Source organism: Frankiales bacterium (assembly GCA_016125335.1).
Classification (GTDB): Bacteria; Actinomycetota; Actinomycetes; order S36-B12; family CAIYMF01; genus Longivirga.
In genome coordinates, this window is record WGLY01000008.1 from 34389 (window position 1) to 53730 (window position 19342).

Sequence of the window (19342 nt, forward strand, 5' to 3'; positions counted from 1 at the left end):
CACGACGACCGTCCGGCCCCGGGCGTCCGGACCTCAGGGCAGCGTGAGGATCTCGGCGCCCGTGTCGGTGACGACGATCGTGTGCTCGAACTGCGCGGAGCGACGCCGGTCGGCGGTGACGACGGTCCAGCCGTCCGGCCACATGTCCCACGCGTAGGTGCCCAGCGTCAGCATCGGCTCGATCGTGAACGTCATGCCCGGCTCGAGCACCGTCGTGGCGTCCGGGTCGTCGTAGTGCGGCACCACGAACCCCGAGTGGAAGACCGTGCTGATCCCGTGGCCGGTGAAGTCGCGCACGACGCCGTAGCCGAACCGGCGCGCGTACGACTCGATCACCCGCCCGATGACGTTGACCTGGCGCCCCGGGGCCACCGCCTTGATGGCCCGCATCATCGACTCGTGCGTGCGCTCGACGAGCAGGCGCGACTCCTCGTCGACCTCGCCGGCCAGGAACGTCGCGTTGGTGTCGCCGTGCACGCCGTGGATGTAGGCGGTGATGTCGATGTTGCAGATGTCGCCGTCCTGCACGACGGTCGAGTCGGGGATGCCGTGGCAGATCACCTCGTTGAGCGAGGTGCACAGCGACTTCGAGAACGCCGGTGCCCGTCCGTTGCCGGGGTAGCCGAGCGTCGAGGGGTAGGCGCCGTGGTCGCACAGGAACTCGTGGCCGATGCGGTCGAGCTCGTCGGTGGTGACGCCGGGCACGACGGCACGGCCGACCTCCGCGAGCGCCTGGGCCGCGAGCCTGCCCGCGACCCGCATGCGCTCGATGGTGTCGGTGTCCTGCACGTCCGACCCGGCCGGTCGCTCGGCGCGGGCGCGTCCGACGTACTCGGGCCGGGGGATGTCCGAGGGGACGCTGCGCAGGGGGCTGATGACGCCGGGTGCGAGTGGCATGGTGAGAGTCTAGGAGGCCCACGACGGAGGTCCTCCGCGTGCGGGCCTTCGGCAGACGGGAGCAGCCGTGAGCGAGCAGTGGTGGTTCAACCTGCGGACCCAGCAGGTCGAGCAGGGCCAGGGAGATCCGAACTCCGAGCGCCTCGGTCCCTACGCGACGCGCGAGGAGGCGGCCGGTGTGCTCGAGCGCATGCACCGCCGCACGGAGCGCTTCGACGAGGACGAGGACGACTGACCGCACCGCGCGACACCGCCCCGGTTCGCGGCGGGACGACGAAGGGGCCGGCACCTCGCGGTGCCGGCCCCTTCGTGCAGCTCGCCGGTGTCAGGCCTTCTTGGCAGCACGCTTGGCCGGAGCCTTGCGCGCCGGGGCCTTCTTGGCGGCGGTGCGCTTGGCGGGCGCGCGCTTGACCGCAGCCTTCTTCGCCGGAGCCTTCTTGGCGGCGGTGCGCTTGGCCGGAGCCTTCTTCGCCGCCGTCTTGCGGGCCGGAGCCTTCTTCGCCGCGGCCTTGCGGGCCGGAGCCTTCTTCGCCGCGGCCTTCTTCGCCGGGGCCTTCTTGGCGGCGGTGCGCTTGGCCGGAGCCTTCTTCGCCGCCGTCTTCTTCGCGGGCGCCTTCTTGGCGGCGGTGCGCTTGGCCGGAGCCTTCTTCGCCGCTGCCTTCTTCGCCGGTGCCCTCTTCGCTGCGGCCTTCTTGGCCGGAGCCTTCTTCGCCGCCGTCTTCTTCGCGGGTGCCTTCTTGGCAACCTTCTTCGCGGTGGACTTGGCAGCCGCCACGATGCCTCCCTGAGTCGCCTTCCGACCCTGGTGTCGGAAGCCTTCGTCTAGAACTGTGTCAGAGCGTGACAGAAAGTTGGCGGACGTTCGAGTCGTACGCGTTCTTCGTGTCGCGCTCGTGGTAACGCGATGTGCGATGCACAGCGTGTCACAACTTGTCGCGCGACGCCTCACCCTCACGCGCGCGACGTACGGCGGCGACCTCGGGCGACGTCGTGACGTCGTAGCGCCACAACGAAGGCAGCGCGGCACCGAGCGCGAGAACGCTTGCGGCACAGAGCAATCCGCCTGACGCGATGGAGACGCCCAAGCCACGCCACTGCGCGACGAGACTCACCCGCGCGTTGCCGAGCTGTGGGCCGATCGCGTACGAGAGCAGCTCGATGCCGGCGAGACGGCCGCGCAGCTCGTCGGGGATCGACTGGTTCCACACCAGCGCGCGGAACTGCCCGCTCACCATGTCGAAGGCGCCGGCGAGGACGAGGAACGCGAGTGCGAGGGCGAGTGAGGGCGACATGCCGAACCCGGCGATCGCGAGTCCGTACGCCGACGCCGCGAACACGATGGCCCTGCCGTGACGCCGGACCCGCGACGTCCAGCCGCTCACGAGCGAGGCCGCCGTCGACCCCACCGCCGACGCGGCGTAGAGCAGACCGAGCGCCCAGGGTGCGTCGTACTTCGCCGCGACGAACGGGAACACGGCCCACGGGAAGGCGAGCACCATCGCGAGCGTGTCGATCGCGTAGGTGCCCAGTAGGTCCTTGCGGCTCCAGGCGTAGCGCACTCCCTCCATCACGTGCGCGAGCCCGGGTGCGCCGTCCTCGTCGCTGACCCGACCGCGGCTGCGCAGCCGCGCGAGCAGCGAGAGCGAGACGAGGAACGACACGATGTCGACGGCATACGCGACGCCGACGCCGAGGGCGCTGGCCACCAGTCCCGCCAGCGAGGTGCCGAGGATGAAGCCGGTGCTCCACCTCAGGGACATCAGCGCCGAGGCCCCGGCGAGCCGGTCGTGGTCGACGGTCTGCGGCACCAGCGCGTCGAGCGACGGCCGCTGCAACGAGTCGGCCGTCGCGGCGAGCGCGCCCACGACGAAGAGCACCCACACGTGCGGCTCGGGCAGCAGCGCGTTGACGAGGAGCGCCACCGAGCACACCAGCGAGCCGGCCTCCGCGGCGAGGATCATCGCCCGGCGGTCGACGTGGTCGGCGAGCGCGCCGCCCCACAGCCCGAACACGATGATCGGCACCACCTCGACGAGCCCGAGCATCCCGACGACGACGAAGGACCCGGTGAGCTGCTGCGCCTGGAGCGGCACGGCGACGAAGGTGAACATCGACCCGAGGTAGGACACGACGCCGGCCCAGAACAGCAGCCGGAAGTCGCGGGACACCCGCAGCGGCGAGACGTCGATGCGCCAGCGCGGCGTCGCGGACCCGGTCACGAGCGAGGAGTGTGCGGCACGCCGCCCTCCGGGCGCACGCGGGTTGCCGCGACGGTCACCAGTCCCGCGGCGAGGGCGAGCCCTGGATCCCGTCGAGCACCCGGGCGAGGCGGTCGCGGAACCCGCGCCGCGGCGACGACGACGCGGGCGCGAGCACGAGGTCCTCGCCGGCGGCGACGGACACCAGGTGCTGCACGGTGTCGAACGAGACGTCGGGCAGGCTCAGGTCGACGTCGGAGAGCCCGGCCAGCTGGAGGCCGACGGCGAGGCCCGACGGCTCGCCGGTGGCGGTGAGGCCGCGCGAGGGGACGATGAGCTGGTCGTGCGCGAGGCCGGCGAGGTCGTCGTCGCCGGCGTCGATGGTGAGCAGGGTGGCGCCGACGCGGCGCGCGTCGGCGAGGCGCTCGAGCAGGTCCGCGGTGGGGTCGTCGGGGGCGACCACGAACAGCGTCTCCCCTCGGCGCGCGGCCTCGAGGCGGTCGAGGCCGTAGGAGAGGTGCTGCGGCGCACCCGGCGGCGGCGACCAGCGCACCAGCGTGGGGGACAGGGTGGGGATCCCGGCGTAGCGGGCCTCGTCGTCGAGGTGCGCGGCGAGGTGCCAGGGCTCCTGCGTGGGCGTGCCGACGAGCAGCAGCCCGTCGCCGCCGTCGGTGGAGCGGCGCAGCGACCGTGCGAACCCGCGCGTGCGGTCGACCCAGCCGGTGCTCGAGAGCACCTCGCGCAGCAGGCTCACCCGGGAGGAATCCACGGGGGCCATCGTGCCCCACGGGGCGGCGCACTGGTTGGATCCAGGCATGAGCGAGAGCAGCGTGCCGTCCCCGTCCGCGCCCGGCGTCACCCGTTCGGCCCACGACCTGCCGGACGTCTCCGGCCTCGTCGTCGGAGTGCTCGGCGGCACGGGGGAGCAGGGTCGCGGGCTCGCGGTGCGCCTCGCCGACGCCGGCCAGCGCGTGGTGATCGGCTCGCGGTCGCAGGACCGTGCCCAGGCCGCCGCCGCCGAGATCGGCCGCGGCGTGACCGGCGCCGACAACGCGCAGTGCGCCGCGTCGGCCGACGTCGTCATCGTGGCCGTGCCCTACGACGGTCACCGCGACCTGCTCGCGTCGCTGGCCGCCGAGCTCGACGGCAAGGTCGTCGTCGACTGCGTCAACCCGCTGGGCTTCGACAAGCAGGGCGCGTTCGCGCTCGCTGTCGAGGAGGGGTCCGCGGCCGAGCAGGCCGCCGCGGTGCTCCCGGGCGCGCGCGTGGTGGGCGCGTTCCACCACGTCTCGGCCGTGCTGCTGCTCGACGAGGGCGTCGCCCAGGTGGACACCGACGTGCTCGTCGTCGGCGACGACCGCGAGGCCACCGACGTCGTGCAGGCGCTCGCCGGCCGCATCGCCGGCATGCGCGGCGTCTACGCCGGCCGGCTGCGCAACGCGCGCCAGGTGGAGGCGCTCACCGCGAACCTCATCTCGGTCAACCGCCGCTACAAGGCCCACGCCGGCATACGCGTCACCGACGTCTGATCGAGGCGGTCGCCGCTCCCGGCCCACTGAGCCCTCGGGTCGGAGGCCGCCGGGAGCATGATGGTGGCCACGGGACGGAGGCGCGTCGTGGCGGTCATCGAGGTGGTGGGCCTGCGCAAGGCCTACGGAACGACTCTCGCCGTCGACGATCTCAGCCTCGCGGTCGAGTCCGGCGAGATCTTCGGCGTGGTCGGCCCCAACGGCGCGGGCAAGACGACGACCGTCGAGTGCGTTGCGGGGCTGCGCCGGCCCGATGCCGGCCGGATCCGCGTGCTCGAGCTCGACCCGGTCGGTGACCGCGAGGAGGTGCGGCGCCGGGTGGGGGTCCAGCTGCAGGAGAGCGCCTTCCTGCCGAAGATGCGCGTACGCGAGGCGCTTGAGCTGTTCCACGCGTTCTACGCCGGCCCCGCCGACCTCGGCGAGCTGGCGTCGTCCCTCGGTCTCGAGTCGCACCTCGACGCGTACTACCGCGCGCTCTCCGGCGGGTTGAAACAGCGGTTGTCGATCGCGCTGGCCCTCGTCGGCAACCCGACCATCGCCATCCTCGACGAGCTGACTACCGGGCTGGACCCGCACGCGCGCCAGGACACCTGGTCGCTCGTGGAGTCGGTGCGTGCGCGCGGCGTCACCGTGGTCGTGGTGACGCACTCGATGGAGGAGGCCGAGCGGCTGTGCGACCGGGTCGCCGTGATCGACCGCGGTCGGCTGGTCGCGTGCGGGTCGCCGGCCGAGCTGGCGGAGCAGGGCGGAGGGGTCACGCGCATGGAGTTCCGCCCGTCGGTCGAGGTCGACGACGAGGTGCTCCGGCGGCTCGGGTCCGTCTCCGGCGTCTCGCGCCACGGCGACCGGGTGGTGGTCTCAGGATCGGGCGACGTCGTGACCGACGTCGTGCTCGCGCTCGACGCGGTCGGGTGCCGGGCTCGTGAGGTGCGCGTCGAGACTGCGTCCCTCGAGCAGGCGTTCCTGACCCTGACCGCGGAACGGCCGGACGACGTCACGACCGGTGGGGGCACGGCATGAGCGCCCTGGCGACCCGATCTGCCGTGGCTCGGCACGCGTTCGCCGGTCTGGTCCGCAGCGAGCTGCGCCTCAACGTGCGCGAGCCGGCCGGTCTCGTGGTGGGCTTCGGCCTTCCGGTGGTGCTGCTCCTGGTGTTCGGAAGCATCCCGAAGTTCCTGGAGCCGACGCCCGAGCTCGGGGGGCTCACGCCGCTCGACCTCTACGGCCCGATCCTCATGGTCTTCACGTTGAGCATGCTCGCGCTCAACGCGCTGCCCATGCGCCTCGCGACCTATCGCGAGCTGGGCTTCCTGCGGCGCCTGGCGGTCACCCCCGTGCCGCCGACCCGGCTGCTGGCCGCGCAGCTGACCGTGTACGTCGGCGTGGCCGTGGCGGCGATCGCGGTGATGCTCCTGCTCGGCTACCTGCGTTTCGGGATGCGGCTGCCCGGCTCGATCCCGGGGCTGGTGGTGACCGTGGTGCTCACGGGCGCGGCGCTGTTCCCGATCGGCCTGTGGGTCTCGGCGGTCGCCGCTACCGCCAAGGCGGCGGGGGCGATCGGGAGCGTGCTGTTCTTCGTCCTGGCCTTCTGCGCCGGACTGTGGTGGCCCGTGCCCACGATGCCCGAGGCGCTGCGCGCCGTCGTGGAGCGCACCCCCACCGGCGCGGCGGTGCAGGCGCTGAACGACACCGTCGCCGGCGGCTTCCCCAGCCTCGCGCCGCTGCTGGTCCTCGTCGCGTACGCGGTCGTCTTCACCTCGCTCGCCGTCCGCACGTTCCGGTGGGAGTGAGACCCCGGTGTCCACCTCCGATCTGGTGGTGCGCGAACGGAGCCCGATGGCCCGAGCCACGGGGGCGCTCGTCGCGGCCGGGCTCCGGGCGAGCCTGATGGTGAGCCCGAGGCCCACCGTGGCGCTGCTGCGACGCGAGTTCGCCCGCAGCGGTGCCGAGCGGGCGGAGCGGCTGCGTCCCGGAGCCCCGCCCGACGTGCGCTCGATCGTCGACGAGCGCTACGGCCAGGGGGTCGACGAGCTGCTCGACGTGCACCTGCCCACCCCGGCGGCCGGGCCCCTGCCGGTGCTGCTCTGGACGCACGGCGGCGCGTTCGTGGGCGGCAGCAAGGACGAGATCGACTACTACCTCGCGCACCTCGCGCGGGCCGGGCTGTGCGTGGTCGCCCCCCGCTACACGCTGGCACCCGCTGCGCGCCACCCAGCACCGGCGCGCCAGGTCATGCGCGCGCTGACCCACGTGGTGGGCAACGCCCACCGCTGGGAGGCCGACGCGGGCCGCGTGGTCCTCGCCGGGGACTCCGCGGGCGCTCACATCACCGCGCAGGTGGCCGCAGCGGTGGTGGACGGCGACTACGCGCGGTTGCTCGGTCTCGAGCCCACGCTCGAGGCGGGCGCCCTGCGCGCCACCGTCCTCTGCTGCGGCATCTACGACCTGGGTCCGGCCGCGTTGTCGGCGTCCGCAGTCCTCCGCGCCTGCGGGTGGGCGTATTCCGGCTCGCGGGACGTGGCACGGGACACGCGCTTCCTCCGGTCGACCGCGGTCGTCGACCACGTGGGCGAGGCGTTCCCGGCGTCGTTCGTCACCGTCGGCAACGCCGATCCGCTGGCGCCCCAGACCGCGGCGCTCGTGCGGCGGCTGCGCTCCCTGGGCGTCGAGGTGGAGTCGGTCGAGTTCGACGCCGACCACGCGCCCGCCCTCGGGCACGAGTACCAGTTCGACCTGGCACTCGAGGATTCACGCGCCACTCTCGAGCGGATGATCGCGTTCGTGCGCGCCCGCACCGCCTGAGCGGGCCCGGGTGCGCCGCGGCGCCGCCGTCCCCGAGGACGACGGCGCCGACGGGCTTCGGCCGGACTACTCGTAGGTGTGCTCGGGGGCGGGGTAGGCGCCGGAGACGACGTCGGAGGCCCAGGCCCGTGTCGCATCGAGCAGCACGCCGTGGACGTCGGCGTACTTCCGGACGAACTTCGCGACGTGGCCCGAGTTCAGCCCGGCCATGTCCTGCCAGACGTTCACCTGCGCGTCGGTGTCGGGGCCCGCACCGATGCCGATCGTCGGGATCGTGAGCACCTCGGAGACGTGCGCCGCGAGGTCGGCGGGGACGACCTCGAGCACGACGGCGAAGGCGCCGGCGGACTGCAGCGCCTTCGCGTCCTGGAGGAGCCGCTGGCCGTCCTCGCCGCGGCCCTGCACGCGGTAGCCGCCGAAGGCGTGCACCGACTGCGGGGTGAGGCCGAGGTGACCCATCACAGGGATGCCGGAGGCCACGAGCAGCTCGACCTGCGGCAGCACGCGCGAGCCGCCCTCGAGCTTCACCGCGTGCGCGCCGCCCTCCTTCATGAACCGCGACGCGGTCTCGAGGGCCTGCTGCGGCGAGGCCTGGTAGGACCCGAAGGGCAGGTCCGCGACCACCATCGCGCGCTCGGAGCCGCGGACGACGCCGCGCACGAGCGGCAGGAGCTCGTCGACCGACACGGGCACGGTCGAGTCGTAGCCGTAGACGACCATCGCGGCCGAGTCGCCGACGAGCAGCACGGGGATGCCGGCCTCGTCGAAGACGCGTGCGGTGAGGGCGTCGTACGCCGTGATCATCGGCCACTTCTCGCCGCGGGCCGTGGCGGCGGCGAGGTCGCGCACGGTGACGCGCCGGCCGGTGGGGGAGCCGCCGTAGAGCGGCTCGGGGACGTGCGGGGACGTGCCGGTCATGAGGACCTCCATCGACTCGAGTCCCGGAGCGGGTACCCGTTCGTCTCCCAGGGTGGCACAGGCACCTCCCTCGCGGCGAGCACCCCCGGCCGGCCGTCCGCCGCGCCGCCGGAGCGCGGTTCCCCCGGGGGCGCTCGGGCCGGAACCGGGATGCGGATGTCGGAGGTCCGTGGTATCGAAACGGTACGGTTGCGTTTCGGATTAGCCTCGCCTAATCTCGACGCCGACACCTCGGACCCCGGAAGGCACCCCCATGACCGACTCCTCCGCAGCCCCCTCGGGCGCGGTCGCCGCCCGCGACCAGCAGCCCGCGGACGGCTGGCAGACCTCCGGCGAGGGCCACCCCCGCCGCTGGGCGATCCTCGGCGTGCTCGTCACGAGCCTGCTCGTCGTCGTCCTCGACAACACGATCCTCAACATCGCGCTGCCCACGATCCAGCGCGACCTCGGCGCGAGCCAGAGCGAGCTGCTGTGGGCGGTCGACGCCTACATCCTCGTGTTCGCGGCGCTGCTGTTCACGTGGGGCGTCCTCGGCGACACCTACGGCCGCAAGAAGGTGCTCATCACGGGGCTGACGGTCTTCGCCGTGGCCTCGGCCGCCTGCGCCTTCGCGGTCTCGCCGATCATGCTCATCACCTTCCGCGGGATCATGGGCATCGGCGGCGCCGCCGTCCTCCCCGTCACCCTGGCGATCATCACGGTCGTGTTCCCGCCGCACGAGCGGGGCCGGGCCATCGGCCTGTGGGCCGGCGCCGTCGGCGGCGCGGTGGCGCTCGGCCCGGTGCTCGGCGGCCTGCTGCTCGAGAACCCCGGCTGGACCTCGTGGCTGACCAACAACGACTGGGGCGGCGTCTTCCTCATCAACGTGCCGATCGTGGCCATCGGCCTGGTTGGGATCGTGTGGGTCGTCCCGGAGACCAAGAACCCGCACCCGCAGGCGCTGGACATCCCCGGCCTGGTGATCTCGTTCGTCGGCCTGGGCCTGTTCGTCTACGGCATCATCCACGCGTCGCAGACCCTCACGTTCTGGGACTGGACGGTGCTCGTGCCGATGCTGCTCGGGGCCGCGGTTCTGGCGCTGTTCGTCTGGACCGAGGCGCGCAGCTCGCACCGCAGCTTCGACGTGTCGCTGTTCCGCAACCGCGGCTACACGGTGAGCCTCACCGCCGTCACGCTCGCCTTCTTCGCGCTGTCGGGCATCACGTTCACGCTGCCCTTCTTCCTCCAGACCCTGCGGGGCTACTCCACGCTCCAGGCCGGCCTGTGCTTCCTGCCGTTCGCGATCGGGCAGCTGCTCGCCGCCCCGCGCAGCGCGGGGATGGTCGACCGGTTCGGCTATCGCCGGGTGATGGCGGGCGGGTTGCTCGTGGTCACGGCTGCGCTCGTCACGCTCGCGTTCTCGCTGCACCTCAGCACCCCGCTCTGGCTGATCCTCGTGGTGTTCTTCTTCTTCGGGTTCGGCATGGGCAACGTGATCGCCCCGGCGTCGACGGTGATGCAGAACGTGCTGCCGCTCGCCAGGGCGGGCGCGGGGTCCGCGGTGCAGAACACCGTCCGTCAGGTGGGCGGTGCGCTCGGCGTCGCGGTCATCGGCACGGTGCTGGCCACGCAGTACGCCACGCGGCTGCAGCCGGCGCTCGACGCCCTGCCCACGCAGTTCCCGTCGTCGGCCAAGGACGCGATGTCGAACTCGATCATCGCCACGGTCGACGTGCTCCAGCAGGCGGTGACGCAGGGGCTGCCGGCCTCGGTGGCGGCCGCCACCCGCGACAGCGCCTTCACCTCGTTCCTCGACGCCTCGCGCGTCACCACCCTCATCTCGGCCAGCCTCGTGCTCGTCGCGATGGTCGTGGTGTGGACCCTGCTGCCGCACATCACCCCCCCTCGGGTGGGCGGGCACGGGGTGGCTCCCGTCGCTCGCCGCGAGGGTGAGGGCCACGCCGCTGCCGCAGGCTCGGCCGACCGCGCCGACGCCGATGCCGGCGCCGACGAGCTCGAGGGCTCCTACGCCGCCGAGGCGGCGGAGGAGTACCGCGCGGTGCCGGAGGTCGACCCGGCGTGACCTCCCGCATCACGTCCTTCCTGCACGGTGACCCCGGGGGTCACGACGAAGCGCACGGCGACCCCGGCGGCAGCGGCCGCCGGGGTCCCGGGCGTCCGCGCGACGAGCGCGTCGACACCGCGATCCTCGAGGCCACGCTCGCCCTGCTCGGCGAGGTGGGGCCGACCGCGCTCTCGGTCGAGGAGGTGGCGGCCCGGGCCGGCGTCGGCAAGGCGACGATCTACCGCCGCTTCGCCGCCAAGGAGGACCTCGTCATCGCCGCGCTCGCGTCCGTCGACGACGCCGCCACCGCGGAGGTGCCCGACGGCCACGTGCGCGACGTGCTCGTGGCCATGGTCACCGCCTGGTGGAGGCAGAAGGACAGCCAGACCGGCCAGCTCTTCCCGCGCGTGCTCGCCCACGCCAAGAGCAACCCCGCGATGTTCTGCTCCTACTACGACCAGGTGGTCGAGCCCCGGCGCGCGGTCTACCGCACGGTCATCCAGCGCGGCATCGACCGCGGCGAGCTGCGGGCGGACACCGACGTCGACATGCTCACCACGCTGGTGGTGGCCTCGAGCGTCTACACGCTCCAGGTCCGCACGAGCGGTCGCGACAGCACTCCCGGCGCCGGCCCGGAGGACTTCGTCGACGCGATCCTGCGCGGCTTCCTGCCCGCGTGAGCCCGGCGCGGTCCGCGGCCTGACGCCGCGACGGCTCAGTCCGCGGTCTCGCGCCAGCGGTTGGTGACCGGGAGCCGGCGGTCGCGGCCGAACCCCTTGACCGAGATCTTGGTGCCGGGCGGGTACTGGCGGCGCTTGTACTCCGCGACGTCGGTGAGCCGCAGCACGCGCTCGACGAGCGCGCGGTCGAACCCGTCCGCGACGAGCTCGGAGGCGCCGCGGTCGTTCTCGACGTAGTCGTCGAGCAGGTCGTCGAGGACGGCGTAGTCCGGCAGCGAGTCGGTGTCGAGCTGGCCAGGCCGCAGCTCCGCCGAGGGCGGCTTGTCGATGCTGTTGGGCGGGACGGGCGGCGTCTGCCCGCGCCGCTCGGCCTCGGCGTTGCGCCAGCGCGCCAGCCTCCACACGTCCACCTTGGGCACGTCCTTGATCGGCGCGAAGCCGCCGACGGCGTCTCCGTAGATCGTGGAGTAGCCCACCGAGAGCTCGCTCTTGTTGCCCGTCGCGAGCACCAGGTGCCCCTCGGCGTTGGACACCGCCATCAGCGTGGTGCCGCGCACCCGGGCCTGGAGGTTCTCCTCCGCGAGCCCGGTGAGGCTCAGCTGCGACTGGTAGGCGTCGACCATCGGCGCGATGGGCACGGTGCGCAGGTGCAGCCCGGTGCGCGCGGCCATGTCGGCCGCGTCGTCCTGGGAGTGCCCGGACGAGTACACGCTGGGCATCGAGACGCCGTGCACGTGCTCCGCGCCGATCGCGTCGACGGCCAGCGCCGCGACCACGGCGGAGTCGATCCCGCCCGAGAGCCCCACGACGACCGAGCCGAAGCCGTTCTTGCGCAGGTAGTCGCGCAGGCCGAGGACGAGCGCCTCCCACACCTCGGCGTCGTCGGAGAGCCGGTCGGCCAGGGGTGCGGGCTGCGGCTCGTAGGGCGGCAGCGGGAAGCCGAGCGAGGCGACCGACCTGCTCGTGGTGGGGTCGGCCAGCGGCAGGTCGAGGTCGACCACGAGCAGGGACTCCTCGAACTGCGGCGCGCGCGCCAGCAGGTCGCCCTCCGCGTCGACCACGAGCGAGTCGCCGTCGAAGACGAGCTCGTCCTGGCCGCCCACCATGTTCACGTAGGCGAGGGCGCAGCCCGCCTCCCGCGCCCGCCGCGAGCACAGCTCGAGCCGGACGTCGTCCTTGTTGCGCTCGTAGGGCGAGCCGTTGATGACGACGAGGAGCCCGGCGCCGGCGGCCCGCACCTCGGAGACCGGTCCGCCGTCCTGCCAGAGGTCCTCGCAGATGGCGACGGCGACGTCGACGCCGTGCACGCGGACGACGGTGGACCCGGTGCCCGGCACGAAGTAGCGGTACTCGTCGAACACGCCGTAGTTGGGCAGGTGGTGCTTGGCGTACCGGGCGACCACGCGCCCTCCGGTGATGACGGCCGCCGCGTTCTGCGGCTCGTTGCGCGGGCGGCCGAGGACGGGCGCGGCGCCGCTGATCCTGTCGAGGTAGCCCACCACGCACACCAGGCCGCCGAGACCCTCGGTGTCCAGGCGTGCGGCCAGCGCGTCGAGCGCCGCGCGGCTCGCGTCCTGGAACGACGGGCGCAGGGCGAGGTCCTCGACCGGGTAGCCCGTGACCACCATCTCCGGGAAGGCCACGAGGTGGCTGCCCGCCTCGTGGGCGCTCCGTGCCGCGGCCAGGACGGCGTCGACGTTGCCGGACAGGTCGCCCACGGTCGGGTTGACCTGGGCGAGCGCGACGCGCAGCTGGGGCACGCGGCCAGCCTAGGGCGCGGCGCCCACCCGTGCGGCGGGCGGGCGAGGCGTGGGGCGGGCACCGGCGTCCCGGTCGGGCGAGCCGACGCACCGCGCCCGCGCGTCCTGGTCCAAGATGGGCGCCATGGACAAGCAGACGGAGTTCGTGCTGCGCACGATCGAGGAGCGGGACATCCGGTTCGTCCGGCTCTGGTTCACCGACGTCCTCGGCATGCTCAAGTCGGTGGCCGTGGCGCCGGCCGAGCTCGAGGGCGCCTTCGCCGAGGGCATCGGCTTCGACGGCTCGGCGATCGAGGGCTTCGCCCGCGTCTACGAGTCCGACATGCTCGCCAAGCCCGACCCCGGCACGTTCCAGGTGCTGCCCTGGCGCGGCGAGAGCCCCGGCACGGCCCGCATGTTCTGCGACATCCTCATGCCGGACGGCAGCCCGTCCTACGCCGACCCCCGTCACGTCCTCAAGCGCGCGCTCAACCGCGCCGCCGACCTCGGCTTCAGCTTCTACACCCACCCCGAGATCGAGTTCTTCCTGCTCGAGCAGGGGTTCGAGCGGGGCGCCGTCCCGCGACCGATCGACGACGTCGGCTACTTCGACCACACGCCGCACGGGCAGGGCTACGACTTCCGCCGCCAGGCCATCACGATGCTCGAGGCGATGGGCATCTCGGTGGAGTTCAGCCACCACGAGGGTGCGCCCGGCCAGCAGGAGATCGACCTGCGCTACGCCGACGCGCTCACCACCGCGGACAACATCATGACCTTCCGGCTGGTGATGAAGGAGGTCGCGCTCGAGCAGGGCGTGTACGCGACCTTCATGCCCAAGCCGTTCCCCGACCACCCCGGGTCCGGCATGCACACGCACGTGTCGCTCTTCGAGGGCGACCGCAACGCGTTCTACGAGGCCGGCGCGGAGTTCCAGCTGTCCAAGGTGGGCCGCAGCTTCATCGCCGGGCTGCTGCGCCACGCCCCGGAGATCACCGCGGTCACCAACCAGTGGGTCAACAGCTACAAGCGGCTCGGCGGCGGCGGAGAGGCGCCGGCGTACGTGTGCTGGGGCCACAACAACCGCTCGGCTCTCGTGCGCATCCCGATGTACAAGCCCACCAAGGGCAACGCCACGCGCATCGAGTTCCGCTCGATCGACACCGCGGCCAACCCCTATCTCGCGTTCGCGGTCATGCTGGCCGCGGGGCTCAAGGGCGTCGAGGAGGGCTACGAGCTGCCCCCCGGCGCGGAGGACGACGTCTGGGCCCTCACCGAGGCCGAGCGCCGCGCCCTGGGGATCGAGCCGCTGCCCAGCTCGCTGGGCCAGGCGGTCACGGTGATGGAGCGCAGCGAGCTGGTCGCCGAGACCCTCGGCGAGCACGTCTTCGACTTCTTCCTGCGCAACAAGCGGGCCGAGTGGGCCGAGTACCGGCGACAGGTGACCCCGTTCGAGCTCGCGCGCTACCTCCCGGTCCTGTGAGCGACCAGCGGCGCACGCGTCTGCTCGTGGTGCGCAACGACCCCACCGACCCGCCCGCGCTGCTCGGCCGGTGGTGGGCCGAGGCCGGCGTCGAGGTGGTCGAGGTGCTCGCCGACGCGGGGGAGCCCGTGCCCGAGTCGCTGCCCGAGGACGTGGACGGGCTCGTGGTGCTCGGCGGCGCGATGGCGGCGTGGGAGGACGACGTCGCCCCCTGGCTGCCGGCCGAGCGCGCGCTCGTGGCGCGCACGGTGGACGAGGGCCGGCCGGTGCTCGGCGTGTGCCTCGGTGGGCAGGTGATGACCCTGGCCTGCGGCGGTCGGGTCGAGCGGGCGCAGACCGCCGAGGTGGGCATCACCGAGCTCACGCTGCTGCCCGCGGCCGAGAAGGACCCGTTGCTCTCGCAGGTCCCCCAGGGCGCACCGGTGGGCCAGTTCCACATCGACGCGATGACCGTGCTGCCCGACGGCGCCGTCCCGCTCGCGTCCACGGCGGCGTGCGCCCACCAGGCGTACCGCATCGGCGAGCACGCCTGGGCGCTCCAGTTCCACCCGGAGATCGACGCCGCGATCATGGACAGCTGGATCGACGACGACTCCGACACCGTCGCCCGTCTCGGCCTCGACCGCGACGAGGTGGTGCGGCCGTTCGTGGAGCGCGAGGACGAGCTCGTCGCCGCGTGGCGTCCCTTCGCGATCGCGTTCGCCGACGTGGTCCGGGCCGGCGCGCGGGACTGACGTGCCGTCGGACGCGGCGCCCGGCGACCGGGCCGGGAGCCTGCAGGGCCGGCTCGCCCGCCTCGGGTTCGTCGACGCCGGCGCCGCCGTCCGGCTGCTGAGCGCCCCGGGCCTCGTGGCACTGGGCGAGGACGCCGTCGACGACCTCGCCCTCGCGCCCGACCCGGACCTCGCGCTCGCGACGCTCGCCCGCATCGCCGACACCGGGGCGCTGGCCTCGGCCGCGCTCGTCGGCGCGCTCGACACCGACCCGCGCCTGCGCGCCCGGGTGTACGCCGTGCTCGGCACCTCGGCCGCGCTCGGCGACCATCTCGTGCGCCACCCCGACCACGTGACCGTGCTGGCGGGACCCGGCCCGGACGACGAGCCCGCGGTGCGCCTGCCGGACGGCACGGAGATGCGGGCCGAGCTCATGCGCGCGGTGGGCGCCGATCCCTCCGACGCGCAGCCGGTCGCCGGCAAGTCGGCGGGCGACGCGCTCGCGGCGCTGCGGGCGGCGTACCGGCGCGAGCTGCTGGCCGTCGCCGCGGCCGACCTCGCCGACGGGGCGCCCTTCGCCGACGTCGCGGCCGCCCTGGCCGACCTGGCCGACGCGACGCTCGAGACGGCGCTCGCCGTGGCCCGCGCCGAGCACCCGGACGACGCCCGGCGCTGCCGGCTGGCAGTGGTCGCGATGGGCAAGTGCGGCGGCCGGGAGCTGAACTACATCTCCGACGTCGACGTGCTGTTCGTGGCCGAGGCGGTCGACGACGCCGACGAGACCGAGGCGCTGCGCTCGGCGACGCGGCTGGCCCAGGCGCTCATGCGCGCGTGCAGCGCGCCGACCGCCGAGGGGACGATCTGGGAGGTCGACGCCAACCTGCGGCCCGAGGGCCGGCAGGGCACGCTCGTGCGCACGCTGCCGTCGTACGAGGGCTACTACCGGCGCTGGGCCTCGACGTGGGAGTTCCAGGCGCTGCTCAAGGCGCGCCCTGCCGCGGGCGACCTCGCGCTCGGGGCGCGGTTCGTCGACCTCGTGACCCCGATGGTGTGGTCTGCTGCGGGCCGCCCGAACTTCGTCGAGGACACGCAGGCGATGCGGAGGCGCGTCGAGGAGAACGTGCCCGCCCGCGACGCGGACCGCCAGCTCAAGCTCGGAGTCGGCGGACTGCGCGACGTCGAGTTCTCCGTGCAGCTGCTCCAGCTGGTGCACGGCCGCTCCGACGTCATGCTGCACAGCCCCACGACGACCGTCGCGCTCGAGTCGCTCGCCACGTGGGGGTACGTCGGGCGCGACGACGCCGGCACGCTCACGTCGTCGTACGTGTTCCTGCGCACGCTGGAGCACCGCATGCAGCTGCACCGGCTGCGCCGGACGCACGTGATCCCGGAGGGCGAGGACGACCTGCGTCGCATCGCGCGCTCGATGGGCTACCGCAGCGATCCCGTGGCCGAGCTCGACAAGGCCCTGCAGGGGCACCGCCGCGAGGTGCGCCGGCTGCACGAGAAGCTGTTCTACCGTCCGCTGCTCAACGCCGTCGCCCGGCTGCACGCCGGTGAGGCGCGGCTGACGTCCGAGGCCGCGCGCGAGCGCCTCGAGGCGCTCGGGTTCAGCGACCCCGCCGTCGCGCTCCAGCACCTCGAGGCGCTCACCTCCGGCGTCACGCGTCGCGCCGCCATCCAGCGCACGCTGCTGCCCGTGATGCTCGGCTGGTTCGCCGGCGCCCCGGACCCCGACGCGGGCCTGCTCGCGTTCCGCCGCGTGAGCGACGCGCTGGGCTCCACGCCGTGGTACCTGCGCCTGCTGCGCGACGAGTCGCTCACCGCGCAACGGCTCGCCACGGTGCTCGCGTCGAGCCGCTACGCCAGCGAGCTGCTCCAGCGCGCGCCCGAGGCCGTCACGATGCTCGCCGACGACGCCGAGCTCGAGCCGCGGCCGCGCGAGGCGCTGGTCACCGAGGCGCTCAGCGCGGCGCGCCGCTACGACGAGCCCGAGGTGGGCATCGCGGCGGTCCGCGCGCTGCGCCGCCGCGAGCTGTTCCGCACCGCGGTGGCCGAGCTGCTCGGCGTCGCCGAGGTGGACGACGCGGGAGTGGCGCTCTCGGACATCGCTGCGGCCACGGTGGTGGGCGGCCTCGAGATCGCCGTGCGCGCGGTCGAGGCGGGGCGGGGCGCCCCCATGCCCACCCGGTTCCTGGTGGTCGCGATGGGCCGGTTCGGCGGGGGAGAGCTCGGCTTCGCCAGCGACGCCGACGTGCTGTTCGTGCACGACCCGCTGCCGGGCGCCGACGACCAGGACGCGCACGCCGCCGCCCTCGCCGTCGCCGGCGAGCTGCGCCGCCTGCTCATGCTCCCGACGCCGGACCCGCCGCTGGAGGTCGACGCCGACCTGCGACCGGAGGGGCGCAACGGGCCGCTGGTGCGCACGCTCGCGTCGTACGCGGCCTACTACGCGCGATGGTCGTCGCCGTGGGAGGCGCAGGCGCTGCTGCGCGCCGAGCCGGTCGCGGGGGACGTCGAGCTCGGGGAGCGGTTCGTGGCCCTCATCGACCCGTTGCGCTACCCCGCGGGCGGCGTGCCCGAGGGCGACGTGCGGGAGATCCGGCGGCTCAAGGCGCGCATGGAGGCCGAACGGCTGCCGCGCGGCGCGGACCCCGGCCTGCACACGAAGCTCGGTCGCGGCGGGCTGAGCGACGTCGAGTGGGTGGCCCAGCTCGTCACCCTGCGCCACGGCCACGACGTGCCCGGCCTGCGCACCACCCGCACGCTGCCGGCCCTGGCCGCGGCCGCCGACGCAGGCCTGCTCGACCGCGAGGACGCCGAGCACCTCGCGTCCGCCTGGCGGATGGCCACGCGCGTGCGGGACGCCGTCATGCTCGTGCGCGGACGCGCGAGCGACATGGTGCCGACCGACACGCGCGACCTCGCGGCCGTCGCCCGGCTGCTGGGATACCGTCCTGGCGAGAGTGGGGCGCTGCTCGATGACTACCGTCGCATCACGCGGCGGGCACGGGGGGTCGTGGAGAGGGTGTTCTACGCGTGACCGATCTCGGGGACGGCCGCGCCGCGCACTCGCCGGGCCGGGCCCGGCTGCGCGACGTGCTGGCGGTGCGCGAGTACCGCGGCATGCTGCTCGCCCAGATCACGAGCGAGGCCGGCGACCAGATCGCGCGCGTCGCCCTGGCGCTGCTGGTGCTCTCGCACACCGACTCCCCGCTGCTGGCCGCCGCGACGTTCGCCGTCTCGATCCTGCCGTCGCTGTTCGGCGGTGCGCTGCTCAGCCCGCTCGCCGACCGCTTCTCCCGGCGGAGCGTGATGCTGGGGGCCGACGTGCTGCGCGCCGTCGTCGTCGCCCTGCTGGCGCTCGCCGCGCTGCCGGGCACCCCGCTGTGGCTCCTGTTCGCGCTGCTGTTCGTCGCCGAGACGGCGACGCCGCTGTTCGCCTCCGCCAAGGCGGCCATCGTCCCCGAGGTTCTGGGCCGGGTCGACCTCGTCACCTACGGGTCGGGGCTCTCGCGCTCGCTGAGCCTCGCCAACCAGGCCGTGGGCCTCGTGCTGGGCGGCGTCATCGTGCAGCTGACCGACGCGCGCGCCGCGCTGTTCCTCGACGCGCTGTCGTTCGTGGCGTCGTTCGTCATCCTGCTCGCCTACCTGCGGCCCCGGCCCGCCGCGCTGGCCGGGGCGGGCTCCATCGGCGTGCTGGACCTCGTCCTGGACATGATGAACGGCTGGCGGCTGCTGTTCAGCGACTCCTCGCGCCGGGCGCTCGTGCTGCTCGGCTGGGGCATGGCGCTGCCGCTGGTGGCGCCGGAGGCCGTGGCGCTCGCCTACGGGCGCCAGCAGGGTGAGAGCGACGGCGTGGGCGCCCTGCTCATGGCCGCCGTGGTGACCGGCGCCGCCGTCGGGGCGTTCCTCGTGGGCCGCGCGATGCCGAGGACGCAGCTGGACCTCGTGCTGCCGATGTCGATCGGCATGAGCCTGCCGCTGCTCGTCACCGGCATCGAGCCGCCCGTGATCGTGCTGCTCGTGCTGTGGACCCTGTCCGGGATGGCGCAGGCGTTCCTCGTGCCGGTGATGACGTTCACGACGCTCTTCACCGCGAACGAGAACCGCGGCGCGGTGGTCGGCGTCGCGGCCGCGGGCTTCGGCCTGCTCACCTTCCTCGGCTACCTCGTCGTGGGGTGGGTGGCCACCGTGACCAGCCCGGCGTTCTCCGTCGTCGTCATGGCCGTCGTCGGCCTCGCGGTGGCCGCGGTGGCCTTCCTCGTGTGGCCCTCGCGCCAGATCCTGGCCGACCTGCACCGCATCGAGAGGGACCCCGGCGCCGCCGGCTGACCCC

General features: G+C 73.7%; 15 protein-coding genes and 1 pseudogene. 10 read left to right on the plus strand and 6 right to left on the minus strand.

What is annotated here, in order from left to right:
- Positions 1-33 precede the first annotated feature (33 nt).
- The 4 genes from map to GC157_05225 form a co-directional block, all read right to left on the minus strand.
- Entirely contained in the window at positions 34-897 is an 864-nt protein-coding gene (map, locus tag GC157_05210) for a type I methionyl aminopeptidase (GenBank protein MBI1376866.1), read from the minus strand.
- 325 nt (positions 898-1222) lie between these two features.
- A complete protein-coding gene (locus GC157_05215; protein ID MBI1376867.1) occupies positions 1223-1672 on the minus strand; it encodes a histone in 450 nt (149 codons plus the stop codon).
- 148 nt (positions 1673-1820) lie between these two features.
- Complete coding sequence (locus GC157_05220; GenBank protein MBI1376868.1) at positions 1821-3116, minus strand: MFS transporter; 1296 nt, start codon at positions 3114-3116, stop codon at positions 1821-1823.
- Between the two features lie 55 nt (positions 3117-3171).
- On the minus strand, positions 3172-3873 hold the full coding sequence (locus GC157_05225) for a hypothetical protein (protein MBI1376869.1): 702 nt from the start codon (positions 3871-3873) through the stop codon (positions 3172-3174).
- Positions 3874-3910: 37 nt separating this feature from the next.
- Here GC157_05225 and npdG point away from each other — a divergent pair, with 37 nt between their 5' ends.
- From npdG to GC157_05245, 4 genes are all read left to right on the plus strand, one after another.
- Positions 3911-4624 (plus strand): NADPH-dependent F420 reductase, encoded by a 714-nt coding sequence (gene npdG, locus GC157_05230; protein MBI1376870.1) that lies wholly within the window; start codon positions 3911-3913, stop codon positions 4622-4624.
- Positions 4625-4711: 87 nt separating this feature from the next.
- Positions 4712-5644 carry an ATP-binding cassette domain-containing protein gene (locus GC157_05235; GenBank protein ID MBI1376871.1) on the plus strand — a complete coding sequence of 311 codons (933 nt, stop codon included), beginning with the start codon at positions 4712-4714 and terminating at the stop codon, positions 5642-5644.
- Entirely contained in the window at positions 5641-6414 is a 774-nt protein-coding gene (locus GC157_05240) for an ABC transporter permease (protein MBI1376872.1), read from the plus strand. The genes GC157_05235 and GC157_05240 overlap by 4 nt, the downstream gene beginning before the upstream one ends.
- Before the next feature lie 7 nt (positions 6415-6421).
- On the plus strand, positions 6422-7426 hold the full coding sequence (locus tag GC157_05245; GenBank protein MBI1376873.1) for an alpha/beta hydrolase fold domain-containing protein: 1005 nt from the start codon (positions 6422-6424) through the stop codon (positions 7424-7426).
- Between the two features lie 66 nt (positions 7427-7492).
- Here the strand turns inward: GC157_05245 and panB are convergent, their stop codons facing one another.
- A complete protein-coding gene (gene panB / locus GC157_05250) occupies positions 7493-8344 on the minus strand; it encodes a 3-methyl-2-oxobutanoate hydroxymethyltransferase (protein ID MBI1376874.1) in 852 nt (283 codons plus the stop codon).
- Positions 8345-8597: 253 nt separating this feature from the next.
- Here panB and GC157_05255 point away from each other — a divergent pair.
- Both GC157_05255 and GC157_05260 read left to right on the plus strand, forming a co-directional pair.
- Positions 8598-10202, plus strand: a pseudogene (locus GC157_05255) (DHA2 family efflux MFS transporter permease subunit).
- 200 nt (positions 10203-10402) lie between these two features.
- Entirely contained in the window at positions 10403-11068 is a 666-nt protein-coding gene (locus GC157_05260; GenBank protein ID MBI1376875.1) for a TetR family transcriptional regulator, read from the plus strand.
- Between the two features lie 35 nt (positions 11069-11103).
- Here the strand turns inward: GC157_05260 and GC157_05265 are convergent, their stop codons facing one another.
- Complete coding sequence (locus GC157_05265) at positions 11104-12828, minus strand: NAD+ synthase (protein ID MBI1376876.1); 1725 nt, start codon at positions 12826-12828, stop codon at positions 11104-11106.
- A 124-nt stretch (positions 12829-12952) separates the two neighbouring features.
- On the opposite strand from GC157_05265, the gene GC157_05270 reads away from it, so the two are divergent.
- Genes GC157_05270 through GC157_05285 form a run of 4 tightly spaced genes read left to right on the plus strand, consistent with a single transcriptional unit; the run spans position 12953 to position 19338 of the window.
- The gene (locus GC157_05270; protein MBI1376877.1) at positions 12953-14290 is read left to right on the plus strand and encodes a glutamine synthetase; all 1338 of its coding nucleotides are present in this window, start codon (positions 12953-12955) and stop codon (positions 14288-14290) included.
- Positions 14227-15024: a type 1 glutamine amidotransferase gene (locus GC157_05275; protein MBI1376878.1), complete on the plus strand. Its 798-nt coding sequence runs from the start codon at positions 14227-14229 to the stop codon at positions 15022-15024. Before GC157_05270 ends, GC157_05275 begins: the two co-directional genes overlap by 64 nt.
- Positions 15025-15064: 40 nt before the next feature.
- Positions 15065-18046, plus strand: coding sequence for a bifunctional [glutamine synthetase] adenylyltransferase/[glutamine synthetase]-adenylyl-L-tyrosine phosphorylase (locus GC157_05280; GenBank protein ID MBI1376879.1), 2982 nt, complete (start codon positions 15065-15067; stop codon positions 18044-18046).
- A complete protein-coding gene (locus GC157_05285; GenBank protein MBI1376880.1) occupies positions 18043-19338 on the plus strand; it encodes an MFS transporter in 1296 nt (431 codons plus the stop codon). Before GC157_05280 ends, GC157_05285 begins: the two co-directional genes overlap by 4 nt.
- Positions 19339-19342: the final 4 nt, after the last annotated feature.

Coding starts and splice junctions, on each gene's coding strand:
- map (MBI1376866.1), bottom strand. CDS start 897: ATGCCACTCGCACCCGGCGTCATCAGCCCCCTGCGCAGCGTCCCCTCG.
- GC157_05225 (MBI1376869.1), bottom strand. CDS start 3,873: ATGGCCCCCGTGGATTCCTCCCGGGTGAGCCTGCTGCGCGAGGTGCTC.
- npdG (MBI1376870.1), top strand. CDS start 3,911: ATGAGCGAGAGCAGCGTGCCGTCCCCGTCCGCGCCCGGCGTCACCCGT.
- GC157_05240 (MBI1376872.1), top strand. CDS start 5,641: ATGAGCGCCCTGGCGACCCGATCTGCCGTGGCTCGGCACGCGTTCGCC.
- panB (MBI1376874.1), bottom strand. CDS start 8,344: ATGACCGGCACGTCCCCGCACGTCCCCGAGCCGCTCTACGGCGGCTCC.
- GC157_05270 (MBI1376877.1), top strand. CDS start 12,953: ATGGACAAGCAGACGGAGTTCGTGCTGCGCACGATCGAGGAGCGGGAC.